Genomic DNA, 14,043 nt, shown 5'->3' with positions numbered 1-14,043 from the left:
TTAAGAAAGATGAAGAGGCACCAAAAAGGTTGCTTCTTACCAGCCACCGGAAGCACCACCACCTCCGAAACCTCCACCACCAAAGCCGCCTCCGAAGCCACCACCTCCGAAGCCACCGCCGCCAAAACTTCCCGAACCGCCTTTATAACTGCCACGTCCCATATTGCTGAGAATGATCACGTCCCAGATGTCGAGACCTTTATTGCGACCTCCTTTGTTTCCGCCCCCTTTATTGCGGTTGGCAAAGATGATGATAAGTACAATGATGAAAATTACCAGGAAAATCACAAATATGACAAAACCTATTTTTACGTTGGAGTTGGTTTTGGAATAAGTATCCACACCTTGCTGAAATTCTCCGTTGAGGACCTGAAAAATTGCATCAGTTCCCTTGTTTAGCCCGGATGCATAATCTCCTTCTCTGAATTCTGGTACGATAATCAAGTCAATTATTCGTTTACTCATTGCATCGGTGAGTCGGCCCTCCACACCATAACCTGTATTGATGGCAATCTTTCGATCGTCATTTGCGACGAGGATAAGTATACCGTTGTCTTCTTTCGCCTGCCCAATGCCCCATTTCTGGCCCCATTGGGCTGCAAGGTAGTTTATATCTTCCCCTTCGGTTGAGACGATAATAGCAACGACAATCTGCGTTGAGGTGGTATCTGAATAGCTGATGAGCTTATCTTCCAGCGATTTTTGATCGCCTTTTGAAAGTAGGGAAACATAATCGTATACACTCGTTTCTAATTTGGGCTTTTCAGGTATGGCAAACTGGCCCCAAACCAGAGAAAAACTGGATAGAAATAGGACTAGGATGCTAGCTTTTAGATACCTCATTACTCAGTTCGTTGGTGTCGTTATCCTTATACGGGAAGTGTTCTTTCAATTCTTCCCCGGCTTTTAAAATACCGTCGACTATACCTTGTTTAAAATTTCCTTTTTTAAAATGAGCCTGGATCACGTCTTTGGTATCATCCCAAAACGTATCGGGAACTACTTCATTAATTCCCTTATCACCATAGATCACAAATGTCCGATCCTGAACGGCGATATAAATCAAAACCCCGTTAGCATCCCGGGTTTCGTCCATTTTAAGATCGTGGAAGAGCTCCTGTGCTCTATCAAAGGAGTCCTTATCGGAGCTGCCTTCTATGTGGACCCTGATCTCTCCTGAAGTGTTCTTTTCCGCCTGGCGGATGGCTTCAACAACTTCTTTCTCTTCTTCCGGACTTAAAAAGGCTTCTACCTTAGAATCTGGCATGGGATTAATCGAATTCAAAGTTTACGTCAGGGGCATTTTCAGAACCGGGGTTTGCCTGGTATCTGGCCATTTCCTCAAAACCGAACCAACCCGCCAAGAGTTTATTCGGGAATTTGGTGGTGTGTATGTCATAGATATTCACGGCCTCGTTATAGCGGTCTCTGGCCACATTAATTCTATTCTCCGTGCCTTCCAATTGCGACTGAAGTTCCAGGAAATTCTGATTGGCTTTAAGGTCGGGATAGCGTTCTACGGTGACGAGCAAACGGGACAGAGCTGAGGTTAAGCCGGTTTGTGCTTCCTGAAAGGCTGCCATTTTCTCAGGAGTAAGGTCGTTGACATCAATATTGGTTGAGGTGGCTTTTGCCCGGGCTTCAATTACATCTGTCAGGGTTCCGCGCTCAAAATCGGCTGCTCCCTGTACGGTTTTTACCAGGTTTCCGATAAGATCGTTCCGTCTTTGATAAGTGCTCTCTACATTAGACCATGCCGTTTTTGCGTTAGCCTCATTTTCTACGGCGGTATTATTAAATCCGACCGCCCATTGGTAGATACCAAAGACAATAACTACCAGGATAATCACAGGAATTAACCATTTTTTCATAAGATTCTCAATTAAAGGTTAGGTATTAATTTGTATCAAAAAACTGAGTATTGTTACATCAGAGTTGATTTTTGATTTTGATAAGCTCTGCTTTAACGCGTTCTAATTTCTGGATGATTTCAAAGTTGGAAAGTGTTTTTTTCTTTTCTTCCTTCAGGTGGATTTTAGCCCCTTCAAGTGTAAAGCCCCTTTCTTTAACAAGATGGTAAATCAATTGAAGGTGTTTAATGTCGTCAGGGGTGAATTTGCGATTTCCCTTTGCATTTTTTTTGGGTTGCAGGACATCGAATTCCTTTTCCCAAAACCTGATGAGGGAAGTGTTGACGTTGAATGCCCTGGCCACCTCGCCAATACCGTAATATCTTTTTTCGGGGAGCTCTATGTGCATTAATCCAATGATTGGTTTTCCTGGTTGGCGTATTTCAGCATATTTTCAAATTCTTCGGCAGTTAAACTTCCATAGTAGAAATTAATGGGATTAATTCTGTCCCCATCTTTCCATACCTCATAATGCAGATGCGGTGCCTCAGATCGGCCTGTACTTCCGATAAACCCGATTAAATCTCCACGTTTAACCTTCTGTCCTCTTTTCACATTGTAATTGCTCAAATGCGCATAAAGAGACATATATCCATATCCGTGCTCTATTCGGATGTGCTTTCCGTATCCAGAAGCCCTGTTATCTGCCCTGGATACCGTACCATCACCGGTGGCGTAAATAGGCACTCCTTTTGGTGCAGTAAAATCCATCCCCCAGTGCATTTTCCTTGCCTTGGTAAAGGGATCTGACCTCCAGCCGTAACCCGAAGCCATCCTGGTAAGATTTTCATTGTTCACGGGCTGAATAGCCGGAATTGCCGCCAATAATTTTTCTTTGTCCGCTGCTAGTTTTGTGATTTCATCGAGGGAGCGCGACTGAATTACCATTTGTTTCTGGATCACATCTAATCGTTTGGTGGTCGCAATGATCATTTCTGAATTGTTGAACCCTTCGAGCGACTTGTATCGGTTGACCCCACCAAAACCTGCACGTCGTTGTTCTTCCGGGATAGGATTGGCCTCAAAATACAGTCGGTAAATATTGTTGTCCCTGTCTTCAATATTGGCGAGGACCTCTTCAATTTGCTCTAGTTTCCTGTTTAGGAGTTCAAACCTGAGTTCGTAATTTTTTACCTCCCGTGCCAGGGATAATTCCCTTGGCGTATTCAGGATGTTGGTATTGAGAAGGAAGATCAATCCGAGAAAGCCAAAGAGGGCAGAACCGAGGATAAATAGAAAGATGTTCCTATATCGACGGGATTTTTTGAGCTCTATTTTTCGATAGGAGAGCGTGTCCGGATCGTAATAGTACTTAACTTTAGACATGAAGGTAATTTATCCTATTTTTGTGCTTCCAGTGTATCAAAACAAACAAATATAAAAATTGTTTTGCAGAAAGCGTTAAAATTACCGAAACCTTACTTTTTAATATGACTTCGAGCGAAATACGCGATAATTTCCTGACATTTTTTAAGGGTAAAAGTCACACTATTGTACCCTCTGCTCCGATGGTGATCAAAGACGATCCCACCCTTATGTTTACCAATGCGGGTATGAACCAGTTTAAAGAGTATTTTTTGGGCAACAGCGTGTCAAAATATCCGCGCGTAGCTGATACTCAAAAATGCCTGAGGGTAAGTGGAAAGCACAATGACCTGGAAGAAGTAGGAAAGGACACCTACCATCACACTATGTTTGAGATGCTCGGGAACTGGAGTTTCGGAGATTATTTCAAGGAAGAAGCTATTCAATGGGCCTGGGAGCTACTTACCAAAGTGTACAAGATAGACAAGGAAAGCCTTTATGTATCCGTATTTGAAGGAAGTAAAGACGAGGATAATCTGCAGATGGATAAGGAGGCTTTGGAATTGTGGAAGGCCATCGTCCCTGAAGAACGGATCATCTATGGGAATAAGGCCGACAATTTCTGGGAAATGGGAGATCAGGGACCCTGCGGGCCTTGTTCGGAGATCCATGTTGATATGCGATCAAAGGAGGAGAAAGCAAAAATTCCCGGAGCTCAGCTGGTCAATAAGGATCATCCTGAGGTCATAGAGATCTGGAATCTGGTATTTATGCAGTACAATCGGAAGGCAGATGGTTCTCTTGAATCCCTTCCTGAAAAACACGTAGATACCGGGATGGGTTTTGAACGTTTGTGCATGGTTCTGCAAGGGGTACACTCGAGCTACGACTCCGACATTTTCACACCTCTTGTAAGAGAACTGGAAGTCCTAACCGGAAAGTCTTACGGAAAAGATAAGGAAACAGATATCGCCATTAGAGTAGTGGCAGATCACATAAGGGCTGTGGCATTTTCCATTGCCGATGGCCAACTTCCAAGTAATAATGGTGCTGGCTATGTCATCAGACGAATTCTGAGAAGGGCAGTCCGGTATGGCTTTACCTTTCTGGGAACATCAGAGCCTTTTATTTACAAATTGGTGAAGGTCTTGGTGACGACCATGGGAGAGGCGTTTCCGGAACTGAAGAAACAAATCGTCCTGATAGAAAATGTGGTCAAGGAAGAAGAACACTCTTTCCTGAAGACCCTTGAGCAAGGCCTGATCTTGCTGGATGAAATCATTTCGAAAACCAAAGGAAAGACCGTAGATGGAGAAAAGGCATTTGAACTCTATGACACCTTTGGATTTCCTATAGACCTTACCAGTCTGATCTTGAGCGAAAAGGGACTTGCCCTGGATGAGGCCGGTTTTAATAAGGCCATGACCCGGCAAAAAGAAAGATCCCGTTCTGCTTCCGAAGTTTCTAAAGACGACTGGAATATTGTGTCTGAGAAAGGAGATCAGGAATTTTTAGGATATGATCAGCTACAGGCTGAGGTTCGCCTGGTGAAATACAGAAAGGTGATCTCAAAAAAAGAAGGAGCTCAATTTCAACTCGTATTTGATAAAACACCGTTTTATCCTGAAGGAGGAGGGCAGGTAGGAGATAAGGGATATCTCGAAGTTCCTAATGGAGATGTGGTGTACATCCTGGATACTAAGCGGGAAAACAATGAAATTGTTCACTTCGCCAAAAATCTTCCAAAACATCTGGAACAGACTTTGACGGCCGTTGTCGATAGAGGTAAAAGGGCTTCCACCGAACGCAATCACAGTGCAACGCACCTTTTACATCAGGGGTTAAGACTGATTTTGGGGACTCATGTTGAGCAAAAAGGCTCTGCAGTGCATTCTGGTCATTTGCGCTTCGATTTTTCACATTTTTCCAAAATGACGGAGGAAGAAATACAACGGGTTGAGGATTTTGTCAATCAAAGGATTCGGGAAAAACTACCCCTGCAGGAAGAACGCAATATTCCTATGGAAAAAGCCCTGAAAGAAGGTGCAATTGCGCTTTTCGGTGAGAAATACGGAGAACAGGTACGCACGGTCCGATTTGGTGACTCCATAGAACTCTGCGGAGGTACTCATGTGAGTAACACGGCAGACATCTGGCATTTCAAAATAGTGTCTGAAGGTGCCATAGCAGCCGGTGTCAGAAGGATTGAGGCAATCACCTCAGACGCAGTCCGCGATTTCTACGAAGATAAGAACCAACAACTTGATGAGATCAAATCGCATTTGAAAAGCAGTGGAGATCCCGTTAAAGCGGTAGAGCATTTGCTGGAAGAGAACAATGCAATGAAAAGGGAAATCGAGTCGCTGTTAAAAGACAAGGCCAGGTCTCTGAAAATTCAATTCAAAGGAGAATTAGAATCTATAGATGATTTTTATTTCCTGGCAAAGGAGGTGGATCTCGATGCGGGAGCTATGAAAGATCTGGCTTTTGAGATGGGACAAGAAGAGGATAAATTGTTTTTACTTTTTGCTTCCTCAAAAGGCGGAAAGGCCCTGCTAAGTTGTTATATTTCCAAAGAATTGGTTGCCTCTAAAGGATGGAATGCCGGCCAGATCGTAAAAGAACTGGGGAAATATATCCAGGGCGGTGGCGGCGGGCAACCTTTCTTCGCTACAGCAGGTGGGAAGAATCCGGCGGGAATACAAAAAGCGCTGAAACAAGTCCGATCCCTAATTAGCTAAGGCCATGGATCTTCAAACTCAGCTCCCCGTAGTCAAGGCCCCAAATCCAATTTCATATCAGAGTAAGGTGTTGTTGCTAGGGTCTTGTTTTGCAACTCATATTGCTGCTAAACTAGCATACTACAAATTCAGAAGCACGGTAAACCCTTTCGGTATTATTTACCACCCTCAGGCTATTTCGAATTTGATTTCCCGTGCCTCGGAAGAAAAGGAGTTTAGAAGAGAAGAATTGTTCTGTCATCAGGAATTATGGCATTGTTTTGATGTGCATTCTGAGATGAGCAAGTCGGATCCCGATGTTCTCCTCAGCGGATTGAACAGCGAATTGAAAAACTTAAAGGAGTTGTTGCACAATGCCACGCATTTGGTGATTACTCTGGGAACAGCCTGGGGTTACACAAGGAAGGACAATGGGATGCGGGTTGCCAATTGCTATAAAGTGGCCCGAAAGGAATTTAATAAGGTGCTCTCCAGTCCGTCAAATATTCAGAAGGACCTAATCGCCATAAGGGCAGCTCTTTATAAGATTAATCCAGAGATAAGTATTATTCTCACGGTTTCGCCGGTGAGACATCTCAAGGATGGATTTGTGGAGAATCAGCGGAGCAAAGCGCACTTACTTTGTGCCGTGCATGAGCTTATCGATGAATTTTCAAGTCAAGCGCCTTTTTACTTTCCTTCCTATGAGCTGATGATGGATGAATTACGGGATTACAGATTTTATGAGGCCGACATGGTTCATCCGAATTCCCTTGCGGTGGACTACATCTGGGAAAAATTTACATCGGGCTGTATCGATCAAAAAGCACTGACAACAATGCGGTCTGTAGAAGAGATTCAGAAAGGATTAGATCATCGCCCTTTTAATCCCGATGCTAGGGCCTACAAAGATTTTCGAGTGGGCCTTAAGGCGAAAATAGAAGCTTTGAGCCTAGAGTATCCATTTATGGACTTTGGATAGCCTTAGCTGATCACCCCTGCATTATCCACCAAGCTAATTCCGTCATCAATCAAATGACCCAAATTGGGATGTTCCTGTTTTACAGCTTGCAGGTGGTCCAGAATTTCATCGGCAAATTCTTCATCCTGATTGTTTTTGGCTAGTTCATAGAGTTCTACAGCCAATAACCAGTCGTGGGGATAATTCGCTTTGAGTTCTTTAAAAACCTTATTTCTGGATATAGTGGTATTGGTCCCTTCCCTGAATTCCCTGATCTGCCGGTAGAGCAATTGCAGTTTCCTGCGTTCCGGAGATATTACGGGCTTTATGGTAGTACTGGTTACCTTATGAGTGATCAGGTCAAAACTCGACAAGTCGGCCGGCCCGTTAAAAGCAGAGACAACTTTCTCCCCAACGGCCATATGATAAAGACCGGAAGACGGATCGAACAACACAGTTTCGCCATGGGTAACGGTACAATTTTTAAAGGTGATCAGAATTATTTCTCCTCTGAGATTTCGGGTACCGGTAATAATCTCCCCTTTTACTTTTATACCCCCCACAAATTCCAGCGTAACCCGCTCTCCCTCATAGATATTGTAGGCTTTGAGATCCCTGGGACTCATATCCTCAATGGCCAGGTTGATCCCTTTTAAATTTCCAATAGGTGATCCAAATCCGTTTGGGTGATGCTTAACGCTGTGTCCCACCAGCTCTTTTTCCCTGTAAGAAAGCGCTGTAGGACCCTCAGTCTGAATGTATGCCGGCAGATTCTGATGTTCGATTACTTTTGTGAACTCGCCTGAGATCTGTAAGCCCGTACTTAATTCCAGCGTACATAATTCCCGGGAGGCGATCACTTTTTTCACTCCGCTTAAACCCCCTTTTCTCAAGGCCATAGTATTGGCAAATTCTTCTAAAACCTGACTAAGAAATGCGAAATCAGGGGTGACAAATAATTGAGGTTGTGGTTTTGTGATGTCGAAAGAAGTATGGGCAGCTTCTATGGAATAGGGAACTTTTTTAACCTTATCCGTCATACACCAGGCGCTTTCCCCAATGGACGACAACAGGCCTGCCCCGTATAATTTTGGATGCTCAACAGTCCCGATCAAGCCGTATTCCACCGTCCACCAGTGAAGGTTTCTTATAAGGGCGATTTCACTGGGTTCCCCCATATTGTTCTGTAGTTCTTCGATCTTCGCCTCCGCTTCTTCAATGGCTTCCTGGGGGGTGCCTGAGGCTTCCTTGATAATGGATAAATGCCTTACCGCCTCGTATAGTTCATGATCCTTGGCATTGGAAATGGCCTTGCAGCCAATTTCTCCAAACCTGCGAAGGTATTCGGCGTATTCGGGATTGGCAATGATGGGTGCGTGACCGGCCCCTTCGTGGATGATATCCGGGGCAGGGGTGTACTCAATATGTTCCAATTGCCTGATGTCTCCTGCGATGACCAATACATTGTACGCCTGAAACTCCATAAAAGCGGAGGGGGGGATAAATCCGTCTACGGCGACTGCCGCCCAGCCTATCTCCTTTAAAATCCTGTTCATCCCGTACATATTGGGAATATGATCGATGGAGATCCCGGTCATTTTGAGGCCATCGAGATAAGAATTATGAGCTACTTCACTGAGGTAGTCTACATTCTTACGCATCACATATCTCCAGACAGCCTGATCAATCGCTGTATATTCCTCATAATTCTGTGGTTTGATATACTGCTTCAGGTGCTCGGGTAATTTGTCTAATATAGGATTGCTTTGATAGCTCATTAGGGCAATTTAAAGTGTTCTTCAAAGGTAAGAAATCAGGAATAAAAACCGGAAATTCTCCTGGCTTGTAATCTTTGTGGATAAAGTAAAGGCGAATAAAAAACCGCCCGTTAGGCGGTTTTTGTACTTTAATTGGAAGCCAGAGAATTAGGGGGATATTTCTCCATGATCTCTGTGACAAATTCTCTTATTCGCTCTTCCTTTTTCTCAATATTACTCGTATTGTTTAAGGTTCCAACACCTCGACCCTGCCATATCAAATCTTTGGACTTGGTATCGATGAGGTCGATATAAAGTGAGCCTTCTGTTCGGGTACTGATGTTATTTCCCCAGCCTGCTCCGCCTCCGAACATCCATGGATTCCAGAATCCCCATCCGGGACCCCAGCCCCAACCCCAACCCCAGCCGGCGTTGTTATAGATGTCTACCTGCTCGCGTTCCTTGGTGAAGATGCTGACCAAAAGATCGGGGTTTTCAGATTTTACAAAACCTTTATTGGCCATTTCATTTTCAATGGCCCTTAGAATCCTCTTTTTATCGAGATCGGAAATCATGGCTTTGTCTATTCCCGTTTTGTAAAAAGCATAAGTCTTATAAGTATTAAAATCAGCGTTGCGGTCGTAGTCTGCAATAACTCTAACCGAAACACATGAAGACGCCATTAATAAAAGGGCAAGAGGGAGTAAAAACAATATTTTCTTTTTCATAATACGAACTGTTTTAGTCTAACATCTTTTCCTATTAAGTCTCAAATATCATGCCGAATCGCACCGTTCTGCTACCTTTTTCCACGAGGATCAAAACCATATGGACAGTGCCTGCAGTTGCTTTCACAGCAATAACCTCTCTTTAAATGGTATTGTTCAGTAAAAACCTTATATCCTTCTTTAGAAAGGTAAAAATCTCCTTCCTCAAGGGGCAAAATCCTTTTCACGCAGGTATTATTATATGTCTGAGCGTAAAATTAAAGGTTTTCCTGTTAATAAACCAGTTGTGATTTCCGGATGCTACCTATTTTCCTGAGCTTACAGTCTTTATGAGAATGGTCTCTTATTGTGGGTAATTTGTCGAAGTTCTTCTTAAAGTTGAAGTAAAAGAACTTAATTTTAAAATGTCAGTACGCGCAGTGTATGGTGATTATCAGTAAATATTTTTTTTACAGGAATTATGTAGGCCTTTCTTTGTGGCCATTTATAATTTTAAAAGAACCGGAACTTACTCAGGACAGAATTCTTATCAATCACGAACGTATTCATCTCAGGCAACAGGCCGAACTACTAATTCTTCCTTTTTATCTGTGGTATATTTCAGAATGGATATGTAAGTCTGTTTGGTATCTGAGTACCTACAAGGCATACAAGAATCTCAGTTTTGAACGTGAGGCCTATTTTCACGAGTCGGATCCTTCTTACCTCAGATCGCGAAACAGATTCGGTTTTATAAAATATCTTTGGTTCGAGAAACCTAGATATTAGTGGATTTGCAAACAGATACCATAGTACTCCCGGAAATTAAGCAACGCGATATCAGCCTTCACCTCAGGCGGGAAGATTTGACACACCCCATGCTCTCGGGGAACAAATTCCGGAAACTCAAATACAACCTTCAGGAAGCTAAAAAGAGTAACTGTACAAACCTCCTGACTTTCGGAGGAGCCTATTCCAATCATATCCCGGCAGCCGCTTACGCCGCATCAGCAAACGGTATGAGTTCCAGAGGAATTATCAGGGGGGAGGAACTTGCCGATCGCTGGAAGAATAACCCAACGCTTGTAAGTGCTGCTAAAATGGGGATGGAATTTGAATTTGTATCACGCGAGGAATATCGGTTGCGGGAGAACAAGGACTATCAGGCTGATCTTCTTCGTCGGCACAAAAATCCCTATTTGATCCCAGAGGGGGGAACGAATGCGCTGGGAGTAAAGGGCTGTGAAGAAATCCTTACGACTGAAGATCGTTTTTATGATGTTATTTGTTGCTCAGTGGGGACAGGAGGAACCCTGGCCGGGCTTAGCAATTCAGCTTGCGAACATCAGAAACTACTGGGCTTTCCGGCGCTGAAGGGAGATTTTTTAAAAGAAGACATTGGCAAGTACACAACAGCGAAAAACTGGACACTAATTACCACTTACCATTTTGGAGGCTATGGCCGGGTTACGAAGGAATTGGTTGCCTTTATCAATTCCTTTAAGGAAAAGACAAAGATTCCTTTGGATCCCATTTACACCGCAAAAATGATGTTTGGAATCATCGATATGGTCAAGCAAGGAAAATTTAAGAAAGGGGCCAAAATCCTTGCCATTCACACAGGAGGGTTGCAAGGGATTGAAGGGATGAATGGCATTTTGAGAAAAAAGAACTTACCTTTGCTGAGCATATGAGGAAGATTTTTTTTATCGGAATACTGATTGTCCTGCTTTCCGCCTGCGGGACAAAAAAGCGCACTACCTACAGTAAAAAGAAATCCACAACAACTACTGTTGAAAATAGCAGAAGTGAAAGGTCCGGGCAGTATCCATTGCCTGAAGACAACGGAAGATTTATGGAATTTCCAATCGCTTCTATCGAAGATTACATAGACACTTTTTCGGAAATCGCCCAGTTTGAGATGAAGGTTTATGGGGTTCCGGCGAGTATTACCCTGGCACAGGGAATTCTGGAAAGTGGTTTCGGTAGAGGAGAACTCACACTTAAGACGAACAATCATTTCGGGATTAAATGCCATACCGGATGGGATGGGCCTTACGCCCTTCACGATGATGATGAAAGAGGGGAGTGTTTCAGAAAATACAACCATCCCATGTACTCCTTCAGGGATCACAGTTTATTCCTGACCACCAGATCGCGATATGCTTTCTTGTTCGACCTGAGAAAAGACGATTATAAAGGATGGGCCTATGGCTTAAAGAAAGCGGGTTATGCCACCGACAGGAAATATCCCCATAAGCTCATCTCATTTATAGAAAGATACGACCTCCATGAGTTTGATAAAGCCGTATTGCAGGACAACTACGTGGTGGCAAAGAAATCATCGCGAGGGAGTTTTAAGGTACATGTAGTAAGGGAAGGAGACACCCTCTATTCCATTTCCCGAAGGTACTTGGTTTCCGTGGAAGAACTCAAGCAACTCAATTCACTAAATGACAATATCATTTCCGTAGGACAGGAATTAAGAATACAGTCCAACAATATCAGATAATCGTATGAAGTACCAAAGAAGCAGTGCCCTTTTTAAGGAGGCACAACGCTATATTCCCGGAGGTGTGAATTCGCCTGTTAGGGCCTTTAAAGCTGTGGGCGGCACTCCTGTTTTTGTCAAGGAGGCCAAAGGAGCCTATCTCTATGACGAGGACGGCAATAGATTGATTGATTACATTTCCTCCTGGGGGCCTTTAATTTTAGGCCATGCGTATGAACCGGTTCTTGAAGCCGTAATAAAAAAGGCAAAAAAGGGTACCTCCTTTGGAATGCCTACTGAAATTGAGACTGATCTGGCCAAACTGGCGCTATCCATGGTGCTCAATATGGATAAGATTCGATTTGTAAACAGCGGAACGGAAGCATGTATGAGTGCGATCCGACTCGCAAGAGGATTTACCGGGAAGGATAAAATAATAAAATTTGCCGGGTGTTATCACGGCCATGCCGATGCGTTCCTTATTCAGGCCGGAAGTGGTGCCGTCACATTTGGGAGTCCTAACAGTCCTGGCGTAACAGAAGGAACAGCTAAAGACACACTGTTGGCCAGGTACAATAATCTGGAAAGTGTAGATGCATTATTGGAAGCTAATAAGGAGAATGTTGCTGCAGTAATCATAGAACCCGTAGCAGGGAACATGGGTTGTATCATTCCGGATGATTCGTTTATTAAGGGCCTAAGGGAACGATGCACTGAAAAGAAGATCCTTTTGATTTTTGATGAGGTCATGACGGGCTTCAGGCTGGCAAAAGGCGGAGCTCAGGAAGTCTTGAATATCAAGGCAGACATCGTTACCTACGGCAAGGTCATAGGCGGAGGATTACCCGTTGGCGCTTTTGCCGCAAGAAAAGAGATCATGGACTATCTGGCCCCAGACGGCCCGGTTTACCAGGCGGGAACACTAAGTGGAAACCCACTGGCAATGAGTGCCGGACTGGCTATGCTGACTGCACTGAATGAAAAGCCCGAAGTGTTTGAAAGCCTGGCTAATAAGACTGAATATTTACATCAGGGAATCGAGCGTATTCTCTCCGACAATGGAATTGCACATCAAATCAATCGGTTTGGTTCTATGATATCTGTGCATTTTACAGAAAAACCCGTAAAAGATTTTGAGGGTGCTATGAAAGGGAACAACGATACCTTTAAAAAGTATTTTCACGGAATGTTGTCCAAAGGTGTTTATCTTCCACCAAGTGCCTTCGAAAGTTATTTTCTCAATGATGCGCTCTCCTATTCCGATATTGATTTTACCCTGGAAGGGTTGACGGAAATAGTTTCTGATTTAAAATAAAAAAGGGCCCCATAGGCCCTTTCATTTTTTTAACTTCTACCTCGGGGGCGTCCGTCTTCATTATGACCTATCCCTTTTCCGTGTCTTTTTCTTTTTTTGTGGTGCATCACCTTCTCCCATTTTTCGAACTGTTCCTGATTGAGGATAGATTTCAGCTTCTCCTTTCCGGCGATCATATGATCTAAGCGTTCACTTTGTATGGTGAACCGCTCATCGGCACTGAGATCTTTTTGGGATCTTCTGATCTGTCTTTTTTTCGGGCCTCCATTTTCTCCTGACGGTAGCGGGCATTTTCCAGATGAAATTCCTGAATTTGCTCCTGTTGAGCCTCGGTAAGGTCGAGTGCCAGGGTCATCTTTTTGGTCTGCAATACAGCCATTTGCTCCGGTGTTAGCAGATCTTCTTCTTGGCGTGGTCCTTGTCGGTGCCCTTCCTGGGCGGCGACACTAATACTGGCTACGGTTAACATAGCGATAAGAATTTTTTTCATGTGTTATTCATTTAAATTACACCCTTAGGACCGGAAGAGAAACAAAAGGTTTAGCCCTTTAATTCGATTTAGGATGAATTTAACTCAGAATGCTGTCTAAAAAAAGCCCGCATGATAGCGGGCTTTTGATTTAATCGATTTGGGGAATATGAAAAAGGCAATTGTCTAAAAAGGTTTATCTGTATCCTGATTAAAATCTTCACTTTGTGTTTGAACGAGTTGCATCTCTTCAGAGGCGGGTTCGTTCATACTTGATTCCATTTGTCCATAGATGACTACGGAAACAACAAAACAAATCAGGTATATCAGACTTTTAACTTTATAAGACATGATCTGGGGTTTTTTATTTACACTACTAATATAGCCTTAAGAAGGAGGCAAATTGGA

General features: G+C 43.6%; 17 protein-coding genes. 6 read left to right on the top strand and 11 right to left on the bottom strand.

The genetic code is table 11. From position 1 onward, the window contains the following. Positions 1-36: 36 nt before the first annotated feature. Genes EQY75_RS10680 through EQY75_RS10660 form a run of 5 tightly spaced genes read right to left on the bottom strand, consistent with a single transcriptional unit; the run spans position 37 to position 3,236 of the window. Positions 37-843 carry a TPM domain-containing protein gene (locus EQY75_RS10680; protein ID WP_129605716.1) on the bottom strand — a complete coding sequence of 269 codons (807 nt, stop codon included), beginning with the start codon at positions 841-843 and terminating at the stop codon, positions 37-39. Continuing rightward, the gene (locus EQY75_RS10675; protein WP_129605714.1) at positions 824-1,267 is read right to left on the bottom strand and encodes a TPM domain-containing protein; all 444 of its coding nucleotides are present in this window, start codon (positions 1,265-1,267) and stop codon (positions 824-826) included. Before EQY75_RS10675 ends, EQY75_RS10680 begins: the two co-directional genes overlap by 20 nt. Positions 1,268-1,271: 4 nt before the next feature. Then, positions 1,272-1,871 (bottom strand): LemA family protein, encoded by a 600-nt coding sequence (locus EQY75_RS10670; RefSeq protein WP_129605712.1) that lies wholly within the window; start codon positions 1,869-1,871, stop codon positions 1,272-1,274. 58 nt (positions 1,872-1,929) lie between these two features. Beyond that, the gene (locus tag EQY75_RS10665; protein ID WP_129605711.1) at positions 1,930-2,259 is read right to left on the bottom strand and encodes a MerR family transcriptional regulator; all 330 of its coding nucleotides are present in this window, start codon (positions 2,257-2,259) and stop codon (positions 1,930-1,932) included. Beyond that, a complete protein-coding gene (locus EQY75_RS10660) occupies positions 2,259-3,236 on the bottom strand; it encodes a M23 family metallopeptidase (protein ID WP_129605709.1) in 978 nt (325 codons plus the stop codon). Before EQY75_RS10660 ends, EQY75_RS10665 begins: the two co-directional genes overlap by 1 nt. A gap of 104 nt (positions 3,237-3,340) precedes the next feature. On the opposite strand from EQY75_RS10660, the gene alaS reads away from it, so the two are divergent. Continuing rightward, positions 3,341-5,956 carry an alanine--tRNA ligase gene (gene alaS / locus EQY75_RS10655; RefSeq protein WP_129605708.1) on the top strand — a complete coding sequence of 872 codons (2,616 nt, stop codon included), beginning with the start codon at positions 3,341-3,343 and terminating at the stop codon, positions 5,954-5,956. 4 nt (positions 5,957-5,960) lie between these two features. After that, entirely contained in the window at positions 5,961-6,917 is a 957-nt protein-coding gene (locus EQY75_RS10650) for a GSCFA domain-containing protein (RefSeq protein ID WP_129605706.1), read from the top strand. A gap of 2 nt (positions 6,918-6,919) precedes the next feature. Here the strand turns inward: EQY75_RS10650 and EQY75_RS10645 are convergent, their stop codons facing one another. The 3 genes from EQY75_RS10645 to EQY75_RS14015 form a co-directional block, all read right to left on the bottom strand. Further along, positions 6,920-8,674: an aromatic amino acid hydroxylase gene (locus EQY75_RS10645; protein ID WP_129605705.1), complete on the bottom strand. Its 1,755-nt coding sequence runs from the start codon at positions 8,672-8,674 to the stop codon at positions 6,920-6,922. A gap of 128 nt (positions 8,675-8,802) precedes the next feature. Then, entirely contained in the window at positions 8,803-9,381 is a 579-nt protein-coding gene (locus tag EQY75_RS10640) for a DUF4136 domain-containing protein (RefSeq protein WP_129605703.1), read from the bottom strand. 71 nt (positions 9,382-9,452) lie between these two features. Continuing rightward, positions 9,453-9,608 carry a C1orf53 family protein gene (locus EQY75_RS14015; RefSeq protein ID WP_165200629.1) on the bottom strand — a complete coding sequence of 52 codons (156 nt, stop codon included), beginning with the start codon at positions 9,606-9,608 and terminating at the stop codon, positions 9,453-9,455. A 247-nt stretch (positions 9,609-9,855) separates the two neighbouring features. Here EQY75_RS14015 and EQY75_RS10635 point away from each other — a divergent pair, with 247 nt between their 5' ends. The 4 genes from EQY75_RS10635 to hemL are packed head-to-tail and all read left to right on the top strand — an operon-like array spanning position 9,856 to position 13,166. Beyond that, positions 9,856-10,149: a hypothetical protein gene (locus EQY75_RS10635; protein ID WP_342773987.1), complete on the top strand. Its 294-nt coding sequence runs from the start codon at positions 9,856-9,858 to the stop codon at positions 10,147-10,149. A gap of 5 nt (positions 10,150-10,154) precedes the next feature. Beyond that, positions 10,155-11,054, top strand: a complete 900-nt coding sequence (locus EQY75_RS10630) for a 1-aminocyclopropane-1-carboxylate deaminase/D-cysteine desulfhydrase (protein ID WP_129607080.1) — start codon at positions 10,155-10,157, stop codon at positions 11,052-11,054. Then, entirely contained in the window at positions 11,051-11,872 is an 822-nt protein-coding gene (locus EQY75_RS10625) for a glucosaminidase domain-containing protein (protein ID WP_129605700.1), read from the top strand. The genes EQY75_RS10630 and EQY75_RS10625 overlap by 4 nt, the downstream gene beginning before the upstream one ends. Before the next feature lie 4 nt (positions 11,873-11,876). After that, on the top strand, positions 11,877-13,166 hold the full coding sequence (hemL, locus tag EQY75_RS10620; protein WP_129605699.1) for a glutamate-1-semialdehyde 2,1-aminomutase: 1,290 nt from the start codon (positions 11,877-11,879) through the stop codon (positions 13,164-13,166). Between the two features lie 29 nt (positions 13,167-13,195). On the opposite strand, the gene EQY75_RS14010 is transcribed toward hemL, so the two are convergent. The 3 genes from EQY75_RS14010 to EQY75_RS14005 form a co-directional block, all read right to left on the bottom strand. Beyond that, positions 13,196-13,342, bottom strand: a complete 147-nt coding sequence (locus EQY75_RS14010) for a hypothetical protein (protein ID WP_165200626.1) — start codon at positions 13,340-13,342, stop codon at positions 13,196-13,198. Positions 13,343-13,347: 5 nt separating this feature from the next. Next, entirely contained in the window at positions 13,348-13,656 is a 309-nt protein-coding gene (locus tag EQY75_RS10615; protein WP_129605697.1) for a hypothetical protein, read from the bottom strand. Positions 13,657-13,821: 165 nt separating this feature from the next. Further along, a complete protein-coding gene (locus EQY75_RS14005; RefSeq protein WP_165200623.1) occupies positions 13,822-13,986 on the bottom strand; it encodes a hypothetical protein in 165 nt (54 codons plus the stop codon). Positions 13,987-14,043: the final 57 nt, after the last annotated feature.

The sequence above is a fragment of the Muriicola soli genome (assembly GCF_004139715.1).
Lineage (GTDB): Bacteria > Bacteroidota > Bacteroidia > Flavobacteriales > Flavobacteriaceae > Muriicola > Muriicola soli.
Note: the sequence above shows the minus strand (reverse complement) of the source record. Positions and strands in the feature narration are given on the sequence as shown.